Origin of the sequence: Arthrobacter sp. UYP6 (assembly GCF_040547315.1) — a bacterium.
In the GTDB taxonomy this organism is placed as follows: Bacteria; Actinomycetota; Actinomycetes; order Actinomycetales; family Micrococcaceae; genus Arthrobacter_B.
This window is the reverse complement of sequence record NZ_JBEPPM010000023.1, coordinates 15,837-42,152: the sequence shown is the minus strand read 5'-3', so window position 1 is coordinate 42,152 and position 26,316 is coordinate 15,837. Positions and strand designations below refer to the sequence as shown.

Sequence of the window (26,316 nt, the reverse complement as noted above, 5' to 3'; positions counted from 1 at the left end):
GTGGCTCCTATCGGGCAAGCAGGTCGGATATTTCGCGGGCGGCAGCCACAACTTTGGCCGCGTGCCCTTCGGTGTCCGCGGCATTGAACCGGAAAATCGGTCCGCAGGAACTGATGGATCCCAGGACGTTGCCGGCCCGGTCAAAAAAAGGTGCGGCGATCGAGGCTGCGCCGATGCCCCGTTCGTTGAAGGACGTTGCGTATCCGTTCCGGCGCACCGTTTCCAGCAGCGCCGCATAGTCTTCTTCCCGGCAGTCGGGCTTCGACTTCCTGAGCGCGGCAACGGCTTCATCGATGTAGGCCTCGGGCAGGAAGGCAATGATGGCCCGGCTGGAGGCGCCGGAGTGCAGCGGGTGGCTGGCGCCGATGTCCACCACCATCTTGATTTCCTGCGGGCTCTCGAACTGGTCCAGATACATCCGCGAATGGTTGGTGAGCACCGACAGGGTGGTGGTCTCCCGGGTGTCATCGCGCAGCCGCCGCAGCACCGGGGCGGCCAAGGTGCGGAAATCGAGTTGGCTCCAGGCCTTGTTTCCCATACCGATCGCCGCCGGACCCAGCACGTAGCTGGCGGATGCATCCATGGTGGTCAGGAGCCCCCGCGAGCTCAGGGATTGCAGGATGCGATGCACCACGGCCTTGCTCAGCTCCAGGGTGCGGGCAATTTCTGACACTCCCAGCGCGCCCCCGGACCTACTGAACAGCAGCAGCACATCGGCAACACGGTCCGCCGCCTCTGTTCCGCCAGTGGTGGGTGGCTGATCTGCGGTGTTTTTTCCTGCGGCGTTCTTCAACGTCATGATGATCCTCTCCGGAACGCTACGATACCCCACCGTTCCGCTAAGCGGAATGATACAGGCGTGTTAATTTTTGATGAACTGCTAGTAATCCAGGTCACATCCGTGCACAATGGGTCGAAAGCTCCATGGATCTTCACCATGAGGGTCCGCCAGCCGGAACACCGCAGTCTCTGACTGTTCCTCTCAGCGGAATGCCCTCGCTCAGTGCTTATGAAGGGAAATACCCACCATGAACAGAAAAGCCCTATCCGCAGCAGTGCTTGCGGTGAGCCTCGTTGGGTTGACGGCCTGCTCGTCGGAGACCTCAGGCGGCGCCGAATCAGTTGACACCGTGATGATCGGTTCCGTGCATCCGCTCAGCGGCAGCCTCGCCGGTGTGGGCGGGCTGATGAACGACGGCGCCAAGCTGGCGGTGGAGGACATCAACGCGGCCGGAGGCATCGAGTCCCTGAACGGAGCCCAGCTGGAACTCAGTGACGGTGACAGTCAGGGGCAGGCCCAAATTGGCCAGAGTGAAGCTCAGCGCTTGATCAGTGAGGGTGCCGTGGCCCTGGTAGGGACTTATCAGTCCGACGTCACCCAGAATGTTGCATCCGTCGCCGAACGCTCCAAGGTTCCCTTTGTCATTGACGTTGCCGTGGACGACAAGATCCTGCAGCAGGGTTACAAGAACACCTTCCGCATCCAGCCTGACGCCAGCAGCATGGGCCAGTCGGGCGCCCAGGCCCTGGCAGCCATGGGGAAGGAAACCGGCGAACCCATTGACAGTGCCGCCTACATCCACATTGAAGGTGCTTTCGGCGACAGCGTCTTTGGCGCGTTCAAGCAGGAGGCCGAGAAACAGGGCATTACGGTGACCAAGGAGATTACCTACTCGGGCAGCAACTTCTCCGATGCAACCACTCAGGTCAGCGAGGCACTGGCCACGAACCCCGACATCGTCGTCGTCACCGGGTACTACCCCGACAACCTGCTGGTGGCCAAGGCCCTCGGCTCAATGACCAATGACACCAAGGCAGTATTCGGGATCGCCAGCGGAGCTTTTGACGATACCTCCTTCCCGGCCGCCGCCGGAGACGCGGGCGCCGAAGTGCTCAGCGCCAACTACCACTACAGCGCCACGAGTGACCGCGCCGCAGATATCCGCAAGCGCTTCGAGGCGAAGCACGGCAAGCCGATGGAGACGGCGTCCATGCTCTCCTACCAGGCAGTGGAAGTCATTGCGGAAGGACTCGAGGCGAGCGGATCGGATGATCCCGAGGCCCTCCGCGACGCGATCGCCGGGCTGAGCCTGGATGATCCGCTGCTGGCCTTCGACGGCCCCCTGGAATTCGACGAGAACGGCCAAAACAAGAACGCCACCGTGATCGTTATGCAGGTTCTCAACGGTGCCGTGGAGCAGGTATTCCCGCAGGAGTTCGCCACCGCGGACCTGGTCTTCCCGACCGGCTCCGGCAACTAAACCCTAGGTAGACCCCCATGACCACCACAGAAGCACCGGCGGTTCCGGCCGCCAAACGCACCAGCCCGCTAACCGCGGGCGGCACCCGGATTGCCGTAACCATCGGAGGCATCGCCGCAGTCGGGCTGGTCCTTATCTACCTGCTGGGGGACCGGGAACCAGCCCTGGTCACCCAGTACCTGGTATCGGGACTGCTGCTCGGCGGCGTCTACGCACTCGTTTCCCTCGGCCTGACCCTGATCTTCGGAGTCCTGGGTATCGTCAATTTTGCCCAGGGCGCCATGCTGACCCTTTCCATGTACCTGGTGTACGTGCTGCAGAGCAGCATGGGCCTGAATCTCTACCTTGCCGTGGTGCTGACCATCCCGCTGCTGTTCGGTTTTGGCTGGCTGGTGCAGTCAGTGCTGCTGAACCGGCTGACGAGCGATGCGAGCCATGACCGACCCCTGCTCGTAACACTGGGATTGTCGCTGCTGATCGTGAACGTGCTGCTGATGATCTTCGGCGGACGGCCCAAGAACGTGGACGCCCCCATCAGCGGCAGCGTCCAGATCCTCGGCGCCCTGGCCGACACCCAGCGCATTATCGCTTTCCTCGGTGCCGTGGTTGTTGCGGCCGGGCTGACGCTGGTGCTGCGCAAGACCTCAATGGGCCTGGCGATCCGCGCCGTGGCAGCCAACGGAACGGGAGCAGCCCTCGTTGGCGTGAATGTGAACCGTGTCTACGCGCTGACCTTCGGCCTCGGGGCTGCTTCGGTTGCCGTCGCCGGCGGACTCATCACTCCGTTCACCACGCTCGTGCCAACGGCAGGCGAACAGTTCACCACCCTGGCCTTCGTCATTGTGGTCCTCGGCGGACTCGGCAGTATCCCTGGAGCCCTGGTGGGCGGCCTGTTCATCGGAGTCCTGCAGACCGTGGGGTCCCTGTACCTGCCGGGCAGCGGATCCCTCCTGCTCGTGTTCGGGATCTTCGTCCTTATTCTCTTTCTGCGTCCCCAGGGACTGTTCGGAGCCAAACAATGACGACCACCGACGCCACCCTGCCCGCCGCGCCGCAGGCGCCCAAGCCTCTCCTGCGGACGGCGGGAGGCGCCAAGCGCCAGTACCTCTTCCTGCTGGCCATCTTCGCGCTGCTGTTCTTCGTGCCCTACATCCTGCCCGAATCCGCCGCCCCGGTGGCCGTGCGGACGCTGATCTTCGCGATCATGGCCGTGGGCTGGAACCTGATGAGCGGCTACGGCGGCATGTTCAGCTTCGGCCATGCCGTGTTCTTTGGCGTCGGCGCGTACACCGACGCGTTCCTGCTCAGCGAATTCGGCGTCTCGCCGTGGCTGTCGATGATCATCGGCGCCGTGCTCTCCGCCGGCGTCGGACTGACCATCGCCTACTTCTGCCTGCGCTACAAGCTGGCCGGCTCCTACTTTGCCCTGGCAACCTTCGCGTTCGCGCAGATGTTCTACCTGCTGAGCCAGAACCTGGAATTCCTGAACAAGACGGATGGGATCAACCTGCCGCTGCTCCCGGAGGAATCCTGGGCCATGATGCAGTTTGACCAGGACTCCAAGCTTTACTTCTGGATTCCGCTGGTCATCCTCGCCCTGGCGATGGCCGCCACCATCTACTTCACGCACTCCCGGGCCGGGCAGTTTACCCAGGCCATCCGGGACGACGCGACGGCGGCGGAATCCCTGGGCATCAAGGTCATGAAATACCGGCTCATCACGGTTGCCATGAGCTGCGCAATCACCGCCGTCGCCGGTGCCTACTACAGCCAGTACTACCTTTTTGTGGGACCGGATCAGGCCTTCGGCATCCATGTGTCCACCGATGCGATCATTCCTGCCGTCATCGGCGGCGTGGGGACGATCTGGGGTCCGCTGATCGGAGCGGTCGTGGTGGGACCGCTCTCGGAGGTCATCGCGCATCTGCTGCGGAACCCGCCGGAGTTCCTGGAGTTCCTGCAGGGCACCAGCGGCCTGGACGTGGCCGTGTACGCGGTCCTGCTCATCGTCATCGTCATCTTCCTGCCCAAGGGCATCTATGGAACCATCCGCGAAAGGATGCGCAAATGAGCCTCCTGACTTTGGACGGCGTGTCCAAATCATTCGGTGGCCTCAAGGCGCTGGGCGAAACCACGCTTGAGATCCCCGAGCACGAGTTCTTCGGCATCATCGGCCCCAACGGCGCCGGAAAGACCACGCTGTTCTCCGTGCTCTCGGGCCAGCTTCCGCCCTCCTCCGGCCGGATGATGTTTGACGGCGTGGACATCACCGGCTGGTCCGCGGACAAGGTTGCCTCCGCGGGACTGGTGCGGACCTTCCAGCTGATGCGTCCGTTCGAAAGCATGACGGTCCTGGAGAACGTCACCGTTGCCTCGCACGTGTTGTTCCGTTCCCCGCACAAGGCGCGCGAGCACGCCGCCGCCGTGGTGGAGCGCGTGGGCCTGGAATCGTACATGTATTCCATGTCCGGAACCCTGCCCACGGCGGGACTCAAACGGCTGGAGCTTGCCCGGGCACTGGCCCTTGAGCCGCGGATGATCCTGCTGGACGAGGTGCTGGCCGGACTGGTGCCCACCGAACGGGCACCCATTATCGAACTGCTGCGCAGCATCCATGCCGACGGCGTCACGGTGATGTTCGTCGAACACATCATGGCTGCAGTCATGGCCCTGTCCGAACGGCTGCTGGTCATGCACGAGGGCCGGCAGCTGGCCCTGGGCCTGCCCGAGGACGTCATCTCCAACCAACTTGTCATCGACGCATACCTGGGAGAGGACTACTCATGATCCTGGAACTCGACGCAGTCTGTGCCGGGTACCGGCGGCTGGAAATCCTCCACGACCTGACCCTGAACGTGAACGAAGGCGAAATTGTCTCCATCATCGGAGCCAACGGTGCCGGCAAGACCACCACGCTGCGGGCCATCGCCGGGCTGATCACGGCGTCCAAGGGCAGCATCAAATTCAAGGGCGAACCCGTGCACAACGTGCGGGCGGACCGGCTGGTGCGCTCCGGACTGGTGCATGTTTCCCAGGACCGTGCCCTCTTCGGGAGCCTGCAGGTATTCGAAAACCTGACTATGGGCGCCTATACCCAGCCCAAGAACAGCATCAGCTCCTCGCTGGAGCAGGTCTTTGACCTGTTTCCCATCCTCAAGGACCGCCGCGCACAGCGGGCCGACACCATGTCCGGCGGCCAGCAGCAGATGCTCGCCATCGGCCGGGCACTGATGGCCCGGCCTGCCTGCCTGACCCTGGACGAACCGTCGATTGGCCTTGCCCCGAATCTGGTTGCCCAGGTGCTGGATGCGATCAAGCAGATCCGCGAAACCGGCGTCACCGTGCTGATTGTCGAGCAGAACGCTTCTCAGGCCCTGGCGATCTCCGACCGTGCCTACGTGATGGAAAGCGGTGCCATCGTGCTGGAAGGCACCGGAGCCGAGTTGGCGGACAGTGCCGAGGTGCGCAAGGCCTACCTCGGCATGTAACCGCACCGCACTCCGCCCGGCACCTCGAAAGGAAGAACACCCTTGCGCATCCTTGCAGTGACCCCCATCGCCGTCTCTGACGACGAACTGGCCCGCCGCCAGCAGCGGTACAACCGGCTGGTACCGGCCAACATCAGCGTCCGGCTGCACAACCTGGGCACCGGTCCGGCGGTTCCCAGCGCGCTGGAGAACGACGACGACATTGCCGCCTCCGAAGCCGCCGTGACGGCCTGGTTCGCCGCCGCAGACGTGCAGGACGTCGACGCGTTCCTGCCGGACTGCGTCCTCGATCCGGGAGTGGGGCCCGGTTCCTTGCCCCAGCAGCGTCCGGTCCTGGGCCTGCTGCGCCTGGCCGCCGGATTCCTGGCGGCCACCGGAGCCGGCATTGGCGCCGTGGCCCGCAACGGGGCTATTGCCGCAGAACTGGAACGCAAGCTCTCCACCTACGGCACCGGCCCTCTGCACGAACCGGTGACCGTGCTGGGCCTGTCGCTGGCGGATGTGGCCGACGACGCCGCGTGGTCCGGGGCAGTGGACACCGCGCTGGAAACCATGTCCGCCGAGTACGTGCTGAATGCGTGTTCTGCCGTGAACCTGATCGGGCCCCGGAGCGATGGACCGGTGCTGGTGGATCCCACCGCCCTGGCCCTGCGCCTGGCCGGGCTGCTGGACAGTCATCGGAACGGCTTTTCCGGCGCGGTGCCCGCATGACGGCGGCATTCCGGACGGAGGGGCCCATCGCCCCGGCTTCCAGCGTTGCCCCGGCAGCAGTGGTGGGCGCCGTTGAGGAGCTCGCAGCCTTCGCCGTCGGCCTGAGTTACGAGTCCCTGCCGCAGGCCGTCCGGGACCGTCTGGCACTGATGCTGACGGACCTTTGGGGTGTGGCGGCGGCCGGCGGCGGCACCCCGGAGATGCAGGCGCTGGCCGCCGCCTGGCAGGCCGGTCCCGGCTCCAGCCCGGTGCTGGGCACGCCGCTGTCCACCAGCCCGGAAACCGCGGCGTTCCTGAATGCGGTTGCCGCCTGCGAACTGGAACTCGACGAAGGCAACAAGCACGCCCAGGGCCATCCCGCTGTGCACGTGGTATTCGCCGCGATGGCCGCTGTCCAGCTGGCGCCCCGCCCGGTCACCGGCCGGGAGTTCCTCACCGCCGTTGCTGCCGGCTATGAGGTTGCGGCCCGCTTTGGCCGGTCCCTGAGCCGCAACCCGCTCTGGCACACCCACGGCCACTGGGGCGCCACCGGTGCCGCCTGCGCCGCCGCCCTGATCCGGGGACTGCCGGCCGCCCGGGTAGCTGCCGCGATCGACGCCGCGGCCGGGCTGGTGCAGGCCGCGCCCTGGGCCATGGTTTTGGACGGGCAGTTCACCCGTAACCTCTGGGCTGCCGGCGCCAACCTGGCCGGCCTCAATGCCGCCCGGCTTGCCGCCGCCGGTCTGGCCGGAAACAACGGTGCCGCCGCGGCAACGCTGGGCACCCTGGTTGGAGCCCTGGACCCGGCCGAACTGACCCGCGGACTGGGCCGGGACTGGCTGCTGACCCAGGGGTACGCCAAGCTGCACTCCTCCTGTTCCTACACGCACGGTGCCGTGGATCTGGCTTTGGAGCTGCGCCCGCAGCCCTTCGATCCGGCCGAGGTGGCCGAAATCCGGGTCGTGACGCATTCCCTGGCTGCTCCGCTCTTCGCGGTGGCGGCAACCAACCGGCTCTCCGCCATGTTCTCCTTCCCCTTTGTGGTGGCCAACGCATTGCTGCAGGGAGAGATTCCCCCGGCCTCAATGGAGCCGCACGGTTCCACTTTCGACGCCGCCCGGCGCCTTAGCAGCAAGGTCACGGTGAAAGCTTCACCGGAGTATGACCTGCTGCTGCCCGGCCAGCGCCGCACACGGCTGGAGATCCGCTACACCGACGGCACCGTTGCCGCAGCGGAAGCGCCCAACCCCCGCGGCGACGTCGACTATCACCCGCTGGACCGCGACGGCATCCGGACCAAACTTGCCGGCCTGATCGGTGCCGGTCCGGCCGGGCGCCTGGACCGTGCCGTTCACAGCCTGGCCGATGAACCGGACACCGCAGCGGCCCTGAACACCTTGACTGAAGTGATTCGGATGGAAGGACAAGAACTATGAGCGAAGAAACTTTCGAAGGACCGGACCTGGTGGTGGCCGGAGCCGGCGGCGGCCTGATCGCCGCCCTGCGCGCGGCCCAGCTGGGTTTGTCGGTCCTGGTGATTGAAGCCAATGAACATTTCCGCCGCGGCAACAACACCGCCATGTCCACGGCCATGATTCCGGGCGCCGGCTCCCGCTGGCAGTCCGAGGCCGGAGTGGAAGACTCCCCGGAAGCCTTTGTTGCCGACATCATGGCTAAAACCAAGGGCCGTGCCGATCCGGTGCTGGCGGAGGCCCTGGCCGGTGTCAGCGCCCGGCTGGTCGAATGGATGGCCGATGACCTCAAGCTGCCGCTGACCCTGGTGACGGATTTCTCCTACCCCGGCCACAGCACCCACCGCTGCCATACCGTTCCCGGCCGAATCGGCACGGCCCTGCTGGACGCCGTCTGGGAAAAGGTTGCCGCTGAACCGCTCATTGATTTCTACGCTCCTGCCCGGCTGATGGACGTGACCACTGCGGATGGGGAGGTCACCGGCGTCGTCGTCTCCACCCCCGACGGGACCGAGGAGATCCCGGCAAAGGCGGTGCTGCTGGCAACCAACGGTTTCGGCAACAACCGCGAACTGGTGCGTGAACACCTTCCGGAGATCGCCGGCGCCCAGTACTACGGCAGCGAGGAATCCCGCGGGGACGCGCTGCGCATCGGCACCGGGCTGGGCGCGGCCACAGCCTATCTGGACGCCTATCAAGGCCACGCCGCGCTGGCCTCGGCGTCGGCAACACTGGCGGGCTGGGCAACCGTAATGCACGGAGGATTCCTGGTGAACCGTGACGGGCAGCGCTTCGGCAACGAGACCGTGGGCTATTCCGAATACGCGCTGGAAACACTGAAGCACGCCAACGGCGAGGCCTGGATAGTGCTGGACCAGCGGATCTTTGCGGCCTGCGAGAGTTTCTCCGATTTCCGGGCAACCGTCGAATCGGGTGCGCTGAAGTGGGCGGACGACGCCGAGGCCCTGGCCGCCGCCACCGGCATCAGCGCCGAGGGGCTGCAGCAAACCGTGGACCACACGCAGCGGATTGCCGCAGGGGAAGCCGTGGACAGTCACGGACGAACCTTCTGGGAGGCGCCGCTGGCCGGGAAAATCGGCGCGATCGCCGTGCAGCCCGCACTCTTCCACACCCAGGGCGGGCTCCGCGTGGACGGCAACGCCCGCGTGCTGAAAGCCGACGGCACCGCCATTACGGGCCTGTATGCCTCCGGCGGCGCGGCCAACGGCATCTCCGGCCACGGCGCCGGCGGCTACCTGGCCGGCAACGGGCTGCTGCCGGCACTGGGCCTTGCCCTGCTGGCAGCCGAACACGTTGCCGGCGCCGTGTCACTCCCGGCACCGCTATGACGGGCATGCCAACGGATGCGGCGGTCCCGGAAACTGAAACAACATCAAGAACGGAACGAGAGAACGTGAGCGAGCAAGCACCACCAACGGGCACCGGAACCGGCCCCCTCGAGGGTCTGCGGGTCCTGGACGTGTCCACCATCCTGGCCGGACCGCTCTGCTGCCAGATGCTGGGCGACTTTGGTGCCGAGGTCATCAAGATCGAGCACCCCACCATGGGCGACAGCATGCGCGGCCACGGCGAAAGTAAGGACGGGGTTTCCATCTGGTGGAAGGAGATCTCCCGGAACAAGCGCACGCTGGGCCTGAGCCTGAGCACGCCTGAGGGAGCCGAGGTGTTCCAGCGGCTCGCCGCCACCGCCGACGTTGTTGTGGAGAACTTTCGCCCCGGAACCCTGGAGCGCTGGGGACTGGGACCGGAGGTCCTCAGCGAGCTGAACCCCGGGCTGGTTCTGGTGCGCCTGACCGGTTTCGGCCAGACCGGCCCCTACAAGGACCAGCCCGGGTTCGGCACCCTGGCTGAAGCCATGAGCGGCTTTGCGCACCTGACCGGTCCAGCCGACGGACCGCCCACCCTGCCGGCCTTCGGTCTGGCGGACAGCATCTGCGGAATCGCGGCGTCCTCCGCCGTGCTGATGGCCCTGCGTCACCGGGACACCACGGGGGAGGGGCAAACGGTGGATATGAGCATCCTGGAACCGATCATGACGGCGGTGGGTCCCAGCCCCACCGTGTATCAGCAGCTGGGTCAGATCGGGCAGCGCCACGGCAACCAGTCCACCAACAATGCGCCGCGCAACACCTACCTGACCAAGGACGGCAAGTGGGTGGCGGTGTCCACCAGTGCGCAGCGAATCGCCGAGCGGGTGATGGAGCTGGTGGGCCACCCCGAAGTCATCGCCGAGCCCTGGTTCGCCGCCGGCAACACCCGGGTGGAACATGTGGAGGAGCTGGACGCGTACGTGGGCAGCTGGATCGCGGACCGCAGCCGCGACGATGTGCTGGCAGCCTTTTCCGCAGCGGGTGCCGCCGTAGCCGCCGTGTATGACGCCCGGGATGTTGTGGAGGACCCGCACATCCGCGAAACACAGATGCTGCTTGAGGTTGAGGATCCGGATCTCGGTCCGGTGCTGCAGCACAACGTGATGTTCCGGCTCAGTAAGAGTCCCGGACAGATCCGGTTCACCGGCCGCGGACTGGGACAGGACACCGCGGAGATCCTGAACGAAATCGGCTACACGGACGAGGACGTCCGGACCTTGAGGGAAAGCGAAGTTATCAAATGAGCGATGTACTGCTGGATGCGGTTCAGAACGGCATCACGTCCGTGGATTTGGGGCGGCAGCTGCGCGTCGGCATGCCGCAGTCTCCCAACCATCCCCAGTTTTGGCACACTCTGCCCCGCCGGCACGGAGACATGGTCCGGGCCGACGGCGGCAGCGCCGCCAATGACATGATCAGCACCGGAACCCATGTGGGCACCCACATTGATGCGCTCGCCCACGTCAGCCAGGACGGCTTGCTCTTTGGCGGAGCCGATGCAGGCCAGTCCTGCCTAGGCGGTAAGTACGTGGAGCACGGCGTACATACCATCGAGCCGATGGTCCGCCGCGGCGTGCTCCTTGACGCCGCCGGATACCTGGGCCGCGAGGTGCTCGAGGGCGGGTACGAAATCACGGTCGCCGACCTGCAGGGCTGCCTGGCAGCCCAGCACGTGGACCTGCACGAGGGGGATGTGGTGCTGATCCGCTCCGGCTGGGGCCGGAGATTCAGCGAAGGTGCCGCCTACGTCGGAGCTCAATCCGGGGTGCCGGGCATCAGCGAGGCCGCCGCCCAGTGGCTGGCCGAACAGCGGATCCACGCCGCCGGAGCCGACTCCATCGCTTTTGAACGGCTTGCGCCGGGCGGCGGGCACACGTCGCTGCCCGCTCACCGGGTGTTTCTGGTGGAAAACGGGATCTACATCATCGAAGCCTTAGACCTGGAGGAGCTGGCCGAACGGCAGATCTTTGAATTCACCTTTGTGCTGGTGCCGCTGAACATCTTCGGGGCCACCGGTTCACCGGTCCGTCCGCTGGCACTGGTGTCCGCATGAGCGCCGCCGCACCGGCGACCGTAGAGCGGACCCTCGCCCAGCAATTGGGAGACTTTGCCGCCGGCGTCCGGTACGAGGACCTGCCGGCGGAGGTCATTGAGAGCGTCAAGTCACGCGTGCTGGACATCCTGGGCATCGCCGCGGCCGCGGCACCGCTGGACACCAGCCGGGCCGCGCGCCGCTGGGCCGTTGACCAGGGCGGCACCCCGGCGGCCTCCGCCGTCGGCGTCACCGACCTGCTGCCGGCCGGGCAGGCAGCCTTTGTGAACGGTGTGCTGGCCCACTCCCTGGACTACGACGACACCCATCTGCCCTCCGTGCTGCACCCCAGCGCCAGTGTCATTCCTGCCGTGCTGGCCGCGGCGCAGGCGGCCGGGAAGGATGGTAGGGAGACCATCGCCGCGATCGCCGTCGGGCTGGAGATCTGTGTCCGGCTGGGCATGGCCGGTTATGACACCGAGGCGAAGAACTCCACTTTCTTTGAGCACGGCCAGCATGCCACCTCCATTTGCGGGGCGATGGGTGCCGCCGCGGGCGTTGCGTCCCTGCATGGCAAGGCCCAGTGGGTCACCGACGCGCTGGGAGTGGCGGCGTCCATGGCCTCGGGCATCATCGAGTCCAACCGCACGGGCGGAACGGTCAAGCGGATCCACTGCGGCTGGGCTGCCCATTCGGCCGTGAACGCGGTGGAGCTGGTCCGCTACGGGCTCACCGGCCCGCCCACCGTGCTCGAAGGGCGGTTTGGCTTCTTCCAGGCCTGGCTGCACGGCCAGTTCAACCCGGCGGAAATCACCGACGGGCTGGGAGACCGCTGGCAGGTGCAGGACATCTTCTTCAAGCCCTATCCGGCCAACCACTTCACCCACGCCGCTGTGGACGCCGCGGCTGCCCTGCGCCGTGCCGGCATCCGGCCCAACGACGTCGAGTCCATCACCTTGGGGGTTCCGGCGCCGAACCTGCGCACCATCGGGGAACCGCTGGATGTGAAGCAGAAACCGGAGACCGGATACATGGCGCAGTTCTCCGGCCCGTATGCGGTGGCCGCCGGGCTGCTGGGCGGCGGCGGGCTGGAAGTGGGCTTGGACGATTACACGGACGAGCTGGCCCAGGACGAGCTTCGCCGTTCCATCATGGCCCGGGTGAACGTGGTGGCCGATGAGGAATGCACCGCCATCTTCCCCCTGCAGTTCCCGGCCGTGCTCACCGCGCGGCTGACCGACGGCCGGACCGTGACGGAGAAGGTCCTCACCACCCGGGGCGGTCCGCAGCGGCCGCTCGGATTTGAGGATCTGGGCCGCAAGTTTGAGGACAATGCCCGGCGCACCCTGCCGCCGGCCGCCCGGGAGCGGCTGCGCGAAACCTGCCGCACCCTCCCGGACTGCCAGGACCTGGCGGTTCTCTTCCAAGACCTGACCGCGGCAGATGCCGGCGGACTCACGGACCTGCACACCAACTGACTCTGCGCACCAACTGACTTACCCCCACAGTAGAAAGAGGAAACCATGAGCAACTATGACCTTTTGGTAAAGAACGTCCGGGTTGTCCGGCCCGGCGGCAACGGCGCCGAAGCCCTGGACCTCGCGATCAAGGACGGCAAGTTTGCCGCCATCGAGCCGAACATTGACGAAGCCAGTGCAGCCGAAGTGGTTGACGGCGGCGGCAAGCACCTGTTCCCGGGCGTTGTGGACGTGCACCAGCACTGGGGCATCTACAACGAGCTGGGAGAGGACACCGAAAGTGAGAGCCGTGCCAGTGCCCAGGGCGGGGTCACCAGCGGCATCACCTACATCCGCACCGGCGCCTACTACCTGAACAAATCCGGCCCCTACAAGGAGATCTTCCCGGAGATCCTGGAAGCCGCGGACGGCCGGGCCTACATCGATTACGGCTTCCACGTGGCGCCCATCCTCAAGGAGCACATCGAGGAGATCCCGGACCTGCTGGACATGGGCGTGCCGTCCTTCAAGATCTTTATGTTCTACGGCATCCACGGCCTGCACGGCAGCTCCAACGACCAGGGCAAGTTCCTTATGATTCCGCCGGAGGATTCCTACGACTACGCGCACTTTGAATTTGTTATGCGTGCCATCGAAAAGGCCCGGCGGGATCCGAAGTACGCGGACATCGCGGACCAGATTTCCCTGTCCCTGCACTGCGAAACCGCTGAGATCATGCGGGCCTACACCAAGCTGGTGGAAGCCGAGGGCGAGCTGAAGGGGCTGGAGGCCTACAGCGCCTCCCGGCCGCCGCACTCCGAGGGGCTGGCCATCACCATTGCCTCCTACCTGGCGTATGAAACGGAACTGCCCAACATCAACCTGCTCCACCTGTCCTCCCGCAAAGCCATCGAGGCGGCCATGATGATGCAGGAAACCTTCCCGCACATCAATTTCCGGCGCGAGGTGACGGTGGGTCATCTGCTGGCCGACTTCAACACCGCCAATTTGGGCGGCAAGGTCAATCCGCCGCTGCGCTCGCCGGAGGACGTGGAGGCGCTGTGGGCGCACCTGCTGGCCGGCAACTTCTCATGGGTGACCTCAGATCACGCCTGCTGCAAGGACGAAACCAAGTTCGGTGATCCCCGCGACGACGTGTTCCTGGCCAAGTCCGGCTTTGGCGGCGCGGAGTACCTGCTGCCCGGCCTGATCTCCGAGGGCCGCAAGCGCGGACTGTCCTACAACCGGATTGCCGAGCTGGTGGCAAAGAATCCGGCCGACCGGTACGGCATGCCGGGCAAGGGCGATCTGGCCGTTGGATACGACGCGGACTTCTGCCTGGTGGACGACGACGTGCAGTACACGGTCCGTGCCGAGGATTCCCTCTCCACGCAGGACTACACCCCGTTTGAGGGCTTCGAGCTCACCGCGGCGGTCACCGACACCTACCTGCGCGGTGCCCAGGTCTTCGGCGACGGCGAAATGGTGGGTGCACCCCGGGGCAAGTATGTGAAGCGCTCCGGCAACTAGGCCGGCGGGGGAGGGCGGGGAAAGAGCCCGGATTTCCTCCATTTTGGGCACATTCGACCGGTTTGGGATTCTGCTGCCACTGCGGAACGGCAGGGAATTCCCAAACCGGAGGGGAATGCCCAAAACGGCAGGAAAATGGCGACGACCGCGGACAACAGAATAACGACGACGGCGGAGCCCGGTCGCGGCTTCGCCGTCGTTGTTTAGGGGAGGGACCTGCCGGCCACGGGACCGGAGCGGAGGGTTGACGCACGCGGCACCAGGACCGGAGGCAGCAGGACCGAGGCAACGTCCCGCCCGGCGATCCGGTCCAGCAGCAGCTCCAGCGCGAGCCGGCCCATCCGTTCCCGGTCGGAGCGCACCGAGGTCAGCGGCACCGGCAGATCAGCTGCCAGCTCGACGTCGTTGTACCCCACCAGCGCGACGTCGGATCCCACGGTTCTGCCAGCGTCCCGCAGGGCGCCAATGACACCCACAGCGGTGAGGTCATCCACTGCAAAGACCGCCGACGGCGCCCGGTCCAGCCGGGCGAGCAGATCCCCGGCCCGATGCCCGGCTGCCACTCCAAAGCCGGTGGCGGCCACCTGGTCCTCCGCGATGGGCACCCCTGCGGCTGCGAAAACCTCCCGGAATCCGGCGGTGCGGTCCCGTCCGGTGCTGGCCAGCGGATCCCCCGCTGCCACCGCTACGCGGCGGTGGCCCAACTCCAGCAGATGCCGTGCCGCCAGGCGCCCGCCCTCCAGATCATCGGTGCTGACGCTCAGATGGCCGGGCAAGGTTCGCATGGCCAGGACATAGGGAACGCCAAGTTCCTGCAGATGCCCGGCCAAGGTGTCATCCAGGCGCGCATCGGCCAGGACCACACCGTCAATACGCCGCGCCAGCAGCGCATCCAGCCGCTGGCGCCGAACAGCTGGATTGTCCAGCCCGTTGGCGACCACTGCGCTGTAACCGGCTGCGGCGGCTGCGGCGTCCACTCCGCCGTACATGGTGGACAGGGCCAGATCCGTCAGTCGGTGCACCAGCACGCCGATCAGCCGGGAGTTGCCGGTGCGCAGCGCCGCTGCGGCGGTGTCCCGCTGGTAGCCCAGGGACCGGGCAGCCTCCCTGACCCGGGCGACGGTGGCTGAACTGATCCGCACAGGACGTTCCGCCAGTGACCGGGAAGCGGTGGAGGCATGGACCCCGGCCACCCGGGCAACATCCTCCAGCGTGGCGGGGCGAAGCGGTCTGGGGCGATCAGCGCAGATGGGGCGGACCTTTCATGGGTGCGGGAACCGGCGGCAGTTTCGAAAACCCAACGGATGAGCCAGTGTAGGCCACTATTTTTCCGTGCCCCGACGAATTTACACAATCGAATTAAAGAATTTACGTCCGGCATTGTTCGCGAAGAAACAATCTGTGCTTATTCCGCATACCCTAGACGGCCCCCGCCCTGCTGTGTGAGGGTAGTGCCCAAGCCCGCCCCGGGAAACAAGGAACCGTTCCCGGAACCGGGCCTTTTGTGCACGGCTGTGTGCAATCGATTGCATTTTGGAGGAGAACCATTGTCTGTTCTGCTGTCCGACGCCGCGGGAATCACCGGCCGGCTCGAATCCGCCCTTTCCGGGCTGGCCGTCTTCCGGACCGCCGGCCGCCAGGGATTCACCCGTGAGGTCTTCAGCGAGTCCTACCGCGATTCGCGCCAGTGGGTGGCGGACCAGATGAAGGCCGCCGGGCTGGAGGTCCGCCGGGACGAGGCGGGAAACCTCATCGGACGGCTTCCGGGACGCAACCCGGCAGCTCCGCCGCTGGTCACCGGTTCGCACACCGACACGGTGGACGGCGGCGGGAGGTTTGACGGCGTCGTCGGCGTGCTGGGCGCCCTCGCCGCCGTGCAGCTGCTGCGCGAATCCGGCACTGTCCTGGCACGTGACCTGCTGGTGGTGGACTTTCTCGGCGAAGAATCCAACCCCTTTGGCCTCAGCTGCCTGGGCAGCCGCGCCCTGGCGGGGGAGCTCACCAAAGCGGACCTGGCGCGCACCGACTACTCCGGCCGGACCCTGGCCGCCGCCTACACGGACTTCGGCGTGGATCCGTCCACCCTGCTGGGCTTCGGCGGATGGACGGGACGCCGGCGCCCGCACGCCTACCTTGAGCTGCACATTGAGCAGGGCCCCACTCTGGAGGCCCGCGGGCTGCCGATCGGCATCGTCACCGCCATCACGGGCATTGAACGCCTGGTTGCCAGCTTCACCGGCACCCCCGACCACGCCGGCACCCGTCCGATGGACGACCGCCGGGACGCCATGGTGGCCGCCGCGGAAGCGGTGCTGGCCATTCGATCGGAGGGCTGTGGAGCACCGGAGCACGGCGTCGCCACGGTGACCCGGCTGGAAAATGCCTCCCGCTCGCCCAACGTGGTGCCCTCCCTGGTCCGCCTGTACGGGGAGGTGCGCAGCATCGATGAGTCCTGGCTCTGGGGCACCCGCCGCCGGCTCGCGGCGGAGATTGCCGCCCGGGCCGCGGAGTACGACGTCGAAGCGGACCTGAGCTGGTCCACGGACAACGCGGTGGTCCGCGCCTCGGACAGCGTCCAGGACCTTGCCGGTGAGGCCGCCTCGGCGGCCGGCATCGACTGGATGCCGATCCCCAGCGGCGCCACCCACGATGCGGTGCACATGGCCGCGCTGGCCCCCATGGGCATGATCTTTGTTCCCTCCGCCGGCGGCAAGAGCCACTGCCCGGAGGAATTCACCGCCACCGACCAGATTGCCGCCGGCGTCCGGGTCCTGGCAGACACCCTGGTCCGGCTGGACTCCCATCACTTTTCCGTCCGCCCCCACGCGATCCAAAGGAGCACCCCATGAGCCCCATCCTGCCCCGCGACGGCAGCTCCACCAACATCATCGAGGTGGCGAACACGCCCATTCTCTGGGTGTTCGCCCTGGCCGTGTTTGCCGTCGTCATCATTCAGAGCCTGATCTATATCAAGGCCGCCACCAAGGCCGGCCCGGCCGCTGATATTTCACCGGCGGAACTGAAAACCTCGTTCCGGGCAGGAGCCGTGGCCGCCATTGGTCCGTCGCTGGCCGTGGTGCTGGTGAGCATTGCCCTGCTGTCCCTCTTCGGCACACCCGCGGTGCTGACCCGCATTGGCCTGGTGGGCTCCGCGGCCACCGAGACCGCCTCCGCATCCATCGCCGCGGGCACCATGGACGCCGTCCTGGGCGGAGCGGGCTATACCCAGACCGTGTACGCCGTGGCATTCACCGCCATGAGCCTCTCCGGTGCCATGTGGATGGTCTGCTGCCTGATCTTCACCCCGCTGCTCAAGCGCGGAGACAGCAAGCTGCGCGATGTGAACCCGGCGCTGATGGCCATCATTCCCACCGCCGCCCTGTTGGGCGCCTTTGCCAGCCTCGGCGTTGCCGAGCTGCCCAAGAGCGGCGTCCATGTGCTGACCGTCGTGGCCTCGGCTGCGGTCATGGGCATGTGCCTGTTCCTGGCCAGGAAGCTGCAGGCAGCGTGGCTGCGGGAATGGGGGCTCGGAATTTCCATTGTCCTGGGCCTGGTCATCGCCTACATGGCCCACACCTCCGGCATCGCCGCCTAACCCGCGTCCCCACTCACTGAACCGTCCCGACTCATTGAACTAAGGAGCTCCCGATGACTTCACCAGCAGCATCACCGGCAGTGGACGCCGGACGCACCGCGGCCCTGGCCCACTTTGACCGGACCACGTCCCGCTGGGGACAGCTGACCATGCTCGCAGCCCTGCTGCTCTCCCTTGCGGGACCGTTCTACCTTGTGTTCTTTGCCGACCTGGGTGTCACCGGCAGCATGGTCTGGACCGCCGCGCTGGCCGTCGGCGCGGCGTTCTTTGTGCTCTGGTTCGTTGAACCCATCACCTATTACCCGGTGCTGGGCCCGGCCGCCATGTACCAGGCGTTCATGATCGGCAACATTGCCAACAAGCTGCTGCCCTCGGCACTGGTGGCGCAGGCAACCATCGGCGCCAAGGCCGGCACCAAGAAGGGTGACTTTTCCGCCCTGATGGCCATCTGCGGCGCCGCCATGGTCCACGTGGTGTCCATGCTGGTCTTTGTGGGCCTGCTGGGCACCTGGCTGCTGACCCTGATTCCGGTGGAGATCATGGACGTGGCCCGGCTCTACATCTTCCCGTCCATCATCGGCGCCGTGCTGGTGCAGCTGGTGGTCTCCGCCAGGCAGCCGCGCATCACGCTGGTGGCCGTGGCGGTGGCGCTGCTGGTGGTCTTTGTGCTGGTGCCCATGGTTCCGGCGCTGGCTAAACTCGGCACCGGCATCACCGTGGTGGTCACCGCCGTCCTGGCCTGGTTTGTCCGCGGCCGCTCCGCCGCTGCTGCACCCGCCGAACTCGTCAACTGAACACCGCCGTTCCCTGTTTCCCCGCAAGACCTTCAGAAACCCCAGGCAGAAACCCCGCACCACGAAAGGCCCGCATCATGAACACATCCATCTCCTCTGACAACGCCAACGCAGCTACCGGCATCCTGGCCGACTTCGGCTACACCGCCGCCGACCAGCAGAAGCTGCACGAAACCTACCGCTACCTGCACGCCCATCCGGAACTGTCGATGCAGGAAACCGGCACCGCAGCGTTTCTGCTGCAGCGCCTGCAGGAGCTGGGACTGGAGGCCTTCACCTGCGGCGGAACCGGCGTCGTCGGCGTCCTGCGCAACGGTGCCGGACCCGTGGTGGGCTTCCGCGCGGACACTGACGGGCTCCCGATCGCGGAGAGCACCGGCCTGGACTTTGCCAGCACCGCCACCGGCACGCTGGAGGACGGCACCGCGGTGCCGGTGATGCACGGCTGCGGCCATGACACCCACATGTCGGTGGCCCTGGCCAGCGCCGAACTGCTGGCCCGCAGCACCGATGCATGGGCCGGAACCGTGGTGTTCATTTTCCAGCCCGGCGAGGAAACCGCAGCCGGTGCACAGGCCATGGTTGCGGACGGGCTGTGGGAGAAGGCGCCCAAACCCGAGGTGATCTACGGCCAGCACGTGTGGCCCGGTGTGGCCGGCGGGCTGGAAATCAGCAGCGGCACGGCCATGGCCATGGCCGACTCCTGGAAGATCACCGTGATCGGCAAGCAGGCACACGGCTCGCAGCCGGAGAAGTCCATTGATCCGATTGTGCTGGGCGCGCACATGATTGTCCGGATCCAGACCATCCTCTCGCGGGAGGTGCCGGCGCGGGACTCCGCCGTCATCACCATCGGCACCTTCCACGGCGGGCTGAAGGAGAACATTATTCCCGGCAGCGCGGAATTCACCGTCAACGTGCGCACCTTTGAACCGGCCATCCGGGAGCAGGTGCTGGGCGCCCTGCGGCGGATCATTGCGGCGGAGGCCGCGGCCTCCAACGCCCCGGAGCCGGTGATCCAGGAAATCTCCAGCTTCCCCCGCTGCTACAACGATCCCGATGCCACCGCGGAGGTGCTGGTCCAGCTGCGCGCGGTGCTGGGGGAGGAGCACGTCAGTGTGGTTCCGCCGGTGATGGGCAGTGAGGACTTCGGCCTGCTGGCGGAGGCCATTGGGGTGCCCTCCGTATACTGGATGTTCGGCTCCACCAGCGCCGCAAGGATCGACGCCGGTGAGCCGGTGGCCGGAAACCACTCCCCGGAGTTCGCTCCGGAGCTGGAACCGACCCTGGGCACCGGCCTTGCCGCGGCGCTCGCGGCCATCGGGACCCGGCTGGCCGTGGCAGGACGGGACTGAGCATGGCACTGACGCCGTCCGCCGAGGCGATCCAGGCCATGTCCGCCGTGGAGCTGACCGGAGCCATCCGTGCCCGCACCGTTTCGGCCCGCGAGGCCCTGGACGCCCAGTTTGAGCAGATTTCAGCGGTCAACTCCCACATCAACGCGGTGGTCACCCTGGATCCGGAGGGCGCCTACGCACTGGCCACCGCAGCCGACGAGCGCACGGCCGGAACCTCAACCGGAACCTCAACCGGGGACGGGTTGCCGCCGCTGCACGGGCTGCCGATGACGCACAAGGACACCCACAACACCCGGGGATGCGCACCACCCAGGGGTCCGTCCTGTTCCGGGATTTTGTGCCCGACGCCGATGACCTGATCATTGCGCGGCTGAAGGCTGCCGGGGCAGTGACCACGGGCAAGTCCAATGTGCCCGAGTTCGCTGCCGGCTCGCACACCTTCAACGAGGTCTTCGGCACCACCACCAACCCCTACGCCCCGCAGCTCAGCGCCGGCGGCAGCAGCGGCGGGGCCGCCGCGGCCCTGGGTGCACGCATCCAGGCGATCAGCGACGGCAGCGACATGGGCGGCTCGCTGCGCATCCCGGCGTCGTTCTGCAATGTGGTGGGCTTCCGGCCCTCAGCTGGGGTGGTGCCCACCTGGCCGTCCCGCGATCTGTGGAGCTGGCTGGGCCGCAGCGGACCCATGGCCCGGGAGGTTGCGGACATTGCGCTGATGCTCACGGCGGTGGCCGGACCCGGACCCGGACCGCAGGTGCTGCCCTCCCTCTCTCCGGAGACCTTCGCGCAGCCGCTGGAACGGAAACTCGCCGGGCTGAAGATTGCCTGGACCCCGGACTTTGGGCTGGGAATTCCGGTGGAAAAGGAAGTGCTGCGGGTGCTGGAGGCCCAGCTTGGCTTCTTCGAGGAGCTCGGGGCCAGCGTGGAGCAGGCCTGCCCGGACCTGCGCGACGCCGACCTGGTGTTCCGCAACGTGCGGGCGCTGGAATTTGTGCACTCACTGGGGGATCTGGTCCGGGACCACGCGGAGCTGATCAAGCCGGAGATCCGCTGGAATGTGGAGCAGGGCCGGGCGCTGACCGGGCAGGACATTGCAAACACGGCCGCCGCCCGCACCCGGCTGGCACTGAAGGTCCACGAGTTCTTTGGCGGCTACGACGTCCTGCTGGCCCCCGCGGCGCAGGTGCTGCCCTTCGACGCCAGTCAGCGCTATCCGGAGACGATCAACGGCGAAGCGCTGCCCACCTACCTGGATTGGATGCGCTCGGCCTGCGTGATTTCGGCGACCGGGCTCCCGGCGCTGTCCATGCCGGCCGGCTTCAGCTCTGACGGGCTGCCGGTGGGGCTGCAGATGGTCGCCAACCACGGGAAGGATTTTGCGCTGCTCCAGGTGGCGCAGGCCTTTGAACAGGCCACCGGTTATGCCCGCCGGGCACCGGCGCTGACTGCCGGCAGCGGGGGGAATGCCGGCTGACTAGTCCATCCGCTCCAGGACAAAGACGGGAATTTCACGGTCGGTTTTGGCCTGGTAATCCGCGTACGGGGGATAGGCTGCCACGGCCCGCTCCCACCAGAGCGCCTTCTCCTGCCCGGTGACCTCACGCGCCCGCATGTCCCACTTCTGCGGTCCGTCCTGCAGCTCCACCTGCGGATTGGCCAGGACGTTGAAGTACCAGACGGGATGCTTGGGGGCGCCGCCCAGGGAGGCGACGACGGCGTACTCGCCGTTGTGCTCCACCCGCATCAGCGGCGTCTTGCGCAGCTTGCCGGACTTGGCGCCGACCGTGGTTAGCAGGACCACCGGCCGGCCGCCGAGGGTGGTGCCCTCGGTTCCGCCGGAGCTTTCGATCAGCTCCGCCTGATCGCGGGCACGTTTGCTGGCACTGGGGGCATATTCACCGGTAAGAGGCATGGGCACCAGTCAACTCCTTAGCCGGGGCCAGATCCAGTTCTGTCCGTAATCTCCGGGCCGGCCGGCGGCGGGCCCGGTATGCCATGATGATTCCAGCCGCGGCCGGTCTCGCCTCGGCAGGCAGCAGGAAAAACGGGGGAATGATGCGGTTACACCATGTACAGGTTTCCATACCCGAGGGCGGGGAAGAGCAGGCACGGGGCTTCTACGGCGGGGCCCTGGGCCTGACCGAGGTGCCGAAACCGCCGTCGCTGGCCGGCCGGGGAGGCTGCTGGTTCCGGGCTTTCGAGGGCAGCACCGTAGTGGCAGAAATCCATCTGGGCGTGGATTCGCCCTTTGTTCCGGCGAAAAAGGCGCACCCCGCGCTGGTGGTGGCGTCCGCCGCGGCACTCGAAGATCTGGGTTCCCGGATCGCGTCCCGGGGGTTCGACGTGTCCTGGGAGGAGCGGCACACCTTTGAGGGCTACGAACGGTTCCACTGCCGCGACCCCTTCAATAACCGCGTGGAAGTACTCTCGCCGCCGGCCGAATAGCGTTTAGCCGGCGGCTAGCGGACGGGTGTCCAGATGCCGGCCCTGTCCGTGCTGCGGGACACGGCTCCCAGCACCTCCTGGACCTGGAGCCCGTCAGCGAACGACGGCGCTGGCCGGGTTCCGGCGGCAATCGCCTCCACCAGGTCCTTGGCCTGGGAGTGCGGTCACGATAACAACAATCAGGCGACGGAAGGCCGGGATATTGCTGTTAATCGACATAAGTTCTCCCGGTGCTGTGCTTGAATTGCCCGGTGATCGATAGAAGGAAGAACTCGCCCGCTGTCTCGGGTACCAGCGGGCTGTTCCAGCTGCTGCGCGACGGGCAGCCCCGCACCCGCACTGAGCTGGCGGACCTGCTGGGCGTGGCCCGCTCCACCGTGGCACTGAGGGTGCAGGCGCTGATGGACGTGGGCCTGGTGGCTCCGGTGGATGATGCTGCCTCCACCGGCGGACGGCCGTCGTCGCGGTTCGCGCTCCGGACCCAAACCAAGGTGGTGCTCGGCGTGGACATCGGCGCTTCGCACCTGCGCGTGGGGCTCACCGACCTGTCCGGTGCCCGGCTCCGGGATGCCTCCCGGGAGCTGCAGGTCAGCGAAGGACCGGAGATGGTGCTGGACACAGTGGCGGAACTGGGAAAGGAACTCCTGCAGCGGGCCGGCCGCTCGGCGCAGGACGTTCTCGCCATCGGCGTCGGCGTGCCCGGTCCGGTGGAACACCTCACCGGGCGGCCCATCAATCCGCCCATCATGCCCGGCTGGCACGGCTTTGACGTGCCCGGATACCTGCAGGGGCACTTCGCAGCGCCGGTGCTGGTGGATAACGACGTGAACGTGATGTCGGTGGGGGAGCGGGCGGCGGCCTGGCCCGGCGTTCAGGACCTGATCTTCGCGAAGGTGGCCACCGGGATCGGCGCCGGGATCATTTGCAACGGGGAGCTGCTGCGCGGCGCTGACGGGGTGGCGGGGGACCTCGGGCATATCCGGGTGCCCCACGGAGCGGACCTGCTCTGCAGGTGCGGCAACCACGGATGTCTGGAAGCGGTGGCCTCGGGCCCCGCGGTGGCGCAGAAACTCCGGGAGCTGGGCCGCGATGCGGCGGACAGCCTGGACGTGGTGGCGCTGGTGCAGCAGGGCGACCGGGAAGCGGTGCAGGTGGTCCGGCAGGCCGGCCGGGACGTGGGCGAAGTCCTCTCCGCGTGCCTGAGCATGCTCAATCCGGCCGTGATTGTGATCGGCGGATCGATGGCGCTGACCGGCGAGCACTTCATCGCCGGCGTGCGCGAGGTGGTGTATTCGCGCACCATGCCGCTGGCCACGCAGCAACTGCAGATTGTGCAGTCCGCCTCCGGGCTCGACGCCGGTATGGTGGGCGCGAGCATGCTGGCAATCCAACATGCCCTGTCGCCGGAGAGCATCGACCGGATGCTGGCCGGAGCCGTTGCGAAGGCGTAGCTTTTCCCGGTTTGCCCCGTCACACCTGTACACCAAATAAAATGCGGTGATCAGGGCAGGCCGGTTACTTCTTTGTTCCGTATTCCCATTCCCAGCCGTCACCGCCGTAGCCCATATACACCAATGTTCCAGCGGTGTCGGGAACGTCCAAAACAACTCTTCCGACAGCTTTTTCACCAGCTCCGATGGAATTTGGGATCATTTCCGTCCCTTCGAAGCAGCTGACCGATGCCTGCGAAAATGTGGTGTTTACGGTGGTCCCGTTGGAGGCGATGACCTTCCAACTGTCGAAGGAGATAGGGGAGCCCATAGCCGTGCTGTATTGGGGTTCTGGTGCTGTGGTTGCCTCTATGCTCAGTGCAATCAAATGTCCGTTGTCTCCTGGCATCGAGTGAACGCTCGTGCACACAGGATCCACCTGAATATCTGTGACGGTGAATTTAAGGGCCCACTCGTCGCTGCCTTCCTGAATTCGGACTCCAGCGGGTTGGCCAACTGTTTTGATGATATTCCCGCGTGGACTGCGGACAGGGTCAGTGGGTGAGGCAGTGGTGCTGGACGTGGCTGGTTCCACCGGTGTGGACGTCAGCTCCGTCCCCTCGGAGGAGGAATCGCCGCAGGCGCTGAGCGTCAGGACGGCGGAAACGAGGGTCGCAAAAATCAGGGTGTTCTTTTTCATGGGTATCTTTCTAGGCATGGCGTTGCCGGCAGGAGAGCACCATTTACGCTGGTGCCTTCCTGCCGGCGGTGGGGCGAAGCGTCAGCGCTTCAAGGGGGTGTTCCGGCTAGCAGGGGCGCCAGGACTTGCCGCCGGGCGCATAGCAGCGCGGACCCGTGTAGCCGGGGGGATTGCTGTTCTGCACCGGAGGAACGTACTGCTGCACCGGCGGAACATAAGCGGCCTGCCGGTCAGCCTCCGCCTGGGCGGCGGCAACCCGCCGGGCTTCGGCCTCGGCAGCAACGCGGTTGGCCTCATCCTGTTCCGCAGCGATCCGGTTGGCTTCAGCCTGGGCAGCAACGGCGGCCATTCTAGCTGCTTCCTCGGCCGCCACCCGCTCAGCTTCAGCCTTTGCCTCGGCAGCCTTGCGGACCACTTCATCCTCGGCCTGCTGGCGATCCTGCTGCAGGGCGGTCAGCTCGCCATGGCGCACGTGCACCGCACTCCGCGCGGCGGAAACCCTGGCCTGAAGCTCGGTCCGCTTCGCTGTTGAGAGCGCAGCCCAGACCATCGATTTGCTCGACTTAGCACCGGACTCGAAGGCGTCGAAGCCCTCGTCAACGGTCTTGATCAGTGCGTAGACGGCGGCGGCAGCAGCGGCAGCGGACGCAGCCGTCGCCCCGGTTCCCTCCGCGGCCGCTTGGACGGCAGCGTCTTCCAACGCGGCGACCATGGCTGGAATGGTGCACTCAACGTCCTCGGCGAAGAGCCCGGCGCCGTTCTCTTGGGCTTCGCGGTAGGCCTCGTCCACGGGCGGCCGGAATTTAGCATTCGGCTCGTAGGTGACCGGGATTCCCAGCCCGCGGCGGGCAACCTCGGCATTGATGAGCAGATCGTCATCGTCATAGACGGCGGCCAAGGTACGGCCGTAGCGGTCCTCGCGCTCGACGTCGAACCCCAGTGTCACGGTGCTTCCGGCGGGCAGGGCCCCCGTCAGGAAGTCGGTGGCCTCGGGGCCCATGCATTCCACGGGCTTGTCCGGGTCCTTGGTCTCCGGGGTATCCACATTCAGCAGTCGGACGGTCAGTTCCTGATTGTCGAAATCCACCACCAGAGTGTCGCCGTCGATAACCCGAATGACTTTTCCTTTATCCGCATTCCCTGCGGAAACGATGGCAACGGTGGTTCCACCAACGATGACGACGGCGGCAGCTGCCGCAAGTGCTGCTTTTGCTCCGCCGATCATGGAAGGCGCTTTAAGAGAGGAACGCAGAGGTCCGCTACAGACAGTTTTAGGGCTGCTGGAAGGTACGAATTTCTGAGAGCAGAGTGGTGAACTCCGATGATGGTGCGATGCAAGGTTATCCCCAACTATTGAATTGTCCCCCTGAGGTTACTAGTTGTCGGTGACAATGGGGAAACGGCGCAGTGAGGGGCGGAATCTTCACAAACCGAAGCAGGCAACCGCGGAAACCCACACTCATTGGGGGAAGCATGGACAGCTGGCCGGATTCACCGTCTTCGCAAGGCCAGGAGCAGCCGCAGCCCGGCCATCCGCCGCTGCCCCGGTACCCGGGACCACCCGGGTTCGCCGGCCCACCCAGATACCCGCAGCCTTCCGATGACCCAGGGTCATTGCGCCGGGCCAAAACCGGGAGGCGGCTGGCCATTTCCGCGTTGTCCGCCGGCAGCCT

General features: G+C 66.3%; 24 protein-coding genes and 1 pseudogene. 19 read left to right on the top strand and 6 right to left on the bottom strand.

Going from position 1 to position 26,316, the window contains the following annotated elements; genetic code table 11:
• Positions 1–7: 7 nt before the first annotated feature.
• A complete protein-coding gene (locus ABIB35_RS16740; RefSeq protein WP_354182857.1) occupies positions 8–799 on the bottom strand; it encodes an IclR family transcriptional regulator in 792 nt (263 codons plus the stop codon).
• A 229-nt stretch (positions 800–1,028) separates the two neighbouring features.
• Between ABIB35_RS16740 and ABIB35_RS16735 the strand changes: the two genes are divergently transcribed.
• The 12 genes from ABIB35_RS16735 (at position 1,029) to ABIB35_RS16680 (ending at position 14,321) form a co-directional block, all read left to right on the top strand.
• The gene (locus ABIB35_RS16735) at positions 1,029–2,261 is read left to right on the top strand and encodes an ABC transporter substrate-binding protein (protein WP_354182856.1); all 1,233 of its coding nucleotides are present in this window, start codon (positions 1,029–1,031) and stop codon (positions 2,259–2,261) included.
• Positions 2,262–2,278: 17 nt separating this feature from the next.
• The gene (locus ABIB35_RS16730) at positions 2,279–3,283 is read left to right on the top strand and encodes a branched-chain amino acid ABC transporter permease (RefSeq protein ID WP_354182855.1); all 1,005 of its coding nucleotides are present in this window, start codon (positions 2,279–2,281) and stop codon (positions 3,281–3,283) included.
• On the top strand, positions 3,280–4,332 hold the full coding sequence (locus ABIB35_RS16725; protein WP_354182854.1) for a branched-chain amino acid ABC transporter permease: 1,053 nt from the start codon (positions 3,280–3,282) through the stop codon (positions 4,330–4,332). Before ABIB35_RS16730 ends, ABIB35_RS16725 begins: the two co-directional genes overlap by 4 nt.
• Entirely contained in the window at positions 4,329–5,048 is a 720-nt protein-coding gene (locus ABIB35_RS16720; RefSeq protein ID WP_354182853.1) for an ABC transporter ATP-binding protein, read from the top strand. Before ABIB35_RS16725 ends, ABIB35_RS16720 begins: the two co-directional genes overlap by 4 nt.
• Positions 5,045–5,749 (top strand): ABC transporter ATP-binding protein, encoded by a 705-nt coding sequence (locus ABIB35_RS16715; protein WP_502915824.1) that lies wholly within the window; start codon positions 5,045–5,047, stop codon positions 5,747–5,749. Before ABIB35_RS16720 ends, ABIB35_RS16715 begins: the two co-directional genes overlap by 4 nt.
• Positions 5,750–5,791: 42 nt before the next feature.
• Positions 5,792–6,460, top strand: coding sequence for a hypothetical protein (locus tag ABIB35_RS16710; RefSeq protein WP_354182852.1), 669 nt, complete (start codon positions 5,792–5,794; stop codon positions 6,458–6,460).
• Positions 6,457–7,875: an MmgE/PrpD family protein gene (locus ABIB35_RS16705; RefSeq protein ID WP_354182851.1), complete on the top strand. Its 1,419-nt coding sequence runs from the start codon at positions 6,457–6,459 to the stop codon at positions 7,873–7,875. The genes ABIB35_RS16710 and ABIB35_RS16705 overlap by 4 nt, the downstream gene beginning before the upstream one ends.
• A complete protein-coding gene (locus tag ABIB35_RS16700; protein WP_354182850.1) occupies positions 7,872–9,260 on the top strand; it encodes an FAD-dependent oxidoreductase in 1,389 nt (462 codons plus the stop codon). The genes ABIB35_RS16705 and ABIB35_RS16700 overlap by 4 nt, the downstream gene beginning before the upstream one ends.
• Positions 9,261–9,325: 65 nt before the next feature.
• The gene (locus ABIB35_RS16695) at positions 9,326–10,546 is read left to right on the top strand and encodes a CaiB/BaiF CoA transferase family protein (protein ID WP_354182849.1); all 1,221 of its coding nucleotides are present in this window, start codon (positions 9,326–9,328) and stop codon (positions 10,544–10,546) included.
• Positions 10,543–11,355, top strand: a complete 813-nt coding sequence (locus ABIB35_RS16690) for a cyclase family protein (protein WP_354182848.1) — start codon at positions 10,543–10,545, stop codon at positions 11,353–11,355. The genes ABIB35_RS16695 and ABIB35_RS16690 overlap by 4 nt, the downstream gene beginning before the upstream one ends.
• Positions 11,352–12,812 carry an MmgE/PrpD family protein gene (locus ABIB35_RS16685; RefSeq protein WP_354182847.1) on the top strand — a complete coding sequence of 487 codons (1,461 nt, stop codon included), beginning with the start codon at positions 11,352–11,354 and terminating at the stop codon, positions 12,810–12,812. The genes ABIB35_RS16690 and ABIB35_RS16685 overlap by 4 nt, the downstream gene beginning before the upstream one ends.
• Positions 12,813–12,857: 45 nt before the next feature.
• Positions 12,858–14,321, top strand: a complete 1,464-nt coding sequence (locus ABIB35_RS16680) for a dihydroorotase (RefSeq protein ID WP_354182846.1) — start codon at positions 12,858–12,860, stop codon at positions 14,319–14,321.
• 203 nt (positions 14,322–14,524) lie between these two features.
• Here the strand turns inward: ABIB35_RS16680 and ABIB35_RS16675 are convergent, their stop codons facing one another.
• Positions 14,525–15,532: a LacI family DNA-binding transcriptional regulator gene (locus ABIB35_RS16675; RefSeq protein WP_354182888.1), complete on the bottom strand. Its 1,008-nt coding sequence runs from the start codon at positions 15,530–15,532 to the stop codon at positions 14,525–14,527.
• 336 nt (positions 15,533–15,868) lie between these two features.
• On the opposite strand from ABIB35_RS16675, the gene ABIB35_RS16670 reads away from it, so the two are divergent.
• The 5 genes and pseudogenes from ABIB35_RS16670 to ABIB35_RS16650 all read left to right on the top strand — a co-directional run bounded on the left by ABIB35_RS16670 (position 15,869) and on the right by ABIB35_RS16650 (position 21,542).
• Positions 15,869–17,170 (top strand): M20 family metallo-hydrolase, encoded by a 1,302-nt coding sequence (locus ABIB35_RS16670; protein WP_354182845.1) that lies wholly within the window; start codon positions 15,869–15,871, stop codon positions 17,168–17,170.
• Complete coding sequence (locus ABIB35_RS16665) at positions 17,167–17,916, top strand: DUF5058 family protein (RefSeq protein WP_354182844.1); 750 nt, start codon at positions 17,167–17,169, stop codon at positions 17,914–17,916. The genes ABIB35_RS16670 and ABIB35_RS16665 overlap by 4 nt, the downstream gene beginning before the upstream one ends.
• Positions 17,917–17,969: 53 nt before the next feature.
• A complete protein-coding gene (locus tag ABIB35_RS16660; protein ID WP_354182843.1) occupies positions 17,970–18,710 on the top strand; it encodes a hypothetical protein in 741 nt (246 codons plus the stop codon).
• Positions 18,711–18,787: 77 nt separating this feature from the next.
• Entirely contained in the window at positions 18,788–20,065 is a 1,278-nt protein-coding gene (locus ABIB35_RS16655; RefSeq protein WP_354182842.1) for an amidohydrolase, read from the top strand.
• A gap of 2 nt (positions 20,066–20,067) precedes the next feature.
• Positions 20,068–21,542: pseudogene (locus ABIB35_RS16650) on the top strand (amidase).
• On the opposite strand, the gene ABIB35_RS16645 reads toward ABIB35_RS16650, so the two are convergent.
• Complete coding sequence (locus tag ABIB35_RS16645) at positions 21,543–21,980, bottom strand: nitroreductase family deazaflavin-dependent oxidoreductase (protein ID WP_354182887.1); 438 nt, start codon at positions 21,978–21,980, stop codon at positions 21,543–21,545.
• Positions 21,981–22,120: 140 nt separating this feature from the next.
• Between ABIB35_RS16645 and ABIB35_RS16640 the strand changes: the two genes are divergently transcribed.
• Positions 22,121–22,513 (top strand): VOC family protein, encoded by a 393-nt coding sequence (locus ABIB35_RS16640; RefSeq protein WP_502915822.1) that lies wholly within the window; start codon positions 22,121–22,123, stop codon positions 22,511–22,513.
• Positions 22,514–22,527: 14 nt separating this feature from the next.
• Here ABIB35_RS16640 and ABIB35_RS16635 read toward each other — a convergent pair whose 3' ends face one another.
• Positions 22,528–22,653, bottom strand: a complete 126-nt coding sequence (locus ABIB35_RS16635; RefSeq protein ID WP_502915821.1) for a hypothetical protein — start codon at positions 22,651–22,653, stop codon at positions 22,528–22,530.
• A gap of 111 nt (positions 22,654–22,764) precedes the next feature.
• Here ABIB35_RS16635 and ABIB35_RS16630 point away from each other — a divergent pair, with 111 nt between their 5' ends.
• A complete protein-coding gene (locus ABIB35_RS16630) occupies positions 22,765–23,964 on the top strand; it encodes an ROK family transcriptional regulator (protein WP_354182841.1) in 1,200 nt (399 codons plus the stop codon).
• Positions 23,965–24,028: 64 nt separating this feature from the next.
• Here the strand turns inward: ABIB35_RS16630 and ABIB35_RS16625 are convergent, their stop codons facing one another.
• Together ABIB35_RS16625 and ABIB35_RS16620 are read right to left on the bottom strand one after the other, a co-directional pair.
• Positions 24,029–24,643, bottom strand: a complete 615-nt coding sequence (locus tag ABIB35_RS16625; RefSeq protein WP_354182840.1) for a hypothetical protein — start codon at positions 24,641–24,643, stop codon at positions 24,029–24,031.
• Positions 24,644–24,749: 106 nt separating this feature from the next.
• Positions 24,750–25,868: a thermonuclease family protein gene (locus ABIB35_RS16620; protein ID WP_354182839.1), complete on the bottom strand. Its 1,119-nt coding sequence runs from the start codon at positions 25,866–25,868 to the stop codon at positions 24,750–24,752.
• Between the last annotated feature and the right edge of the window lie 448 nt (positions 25,869–26,316).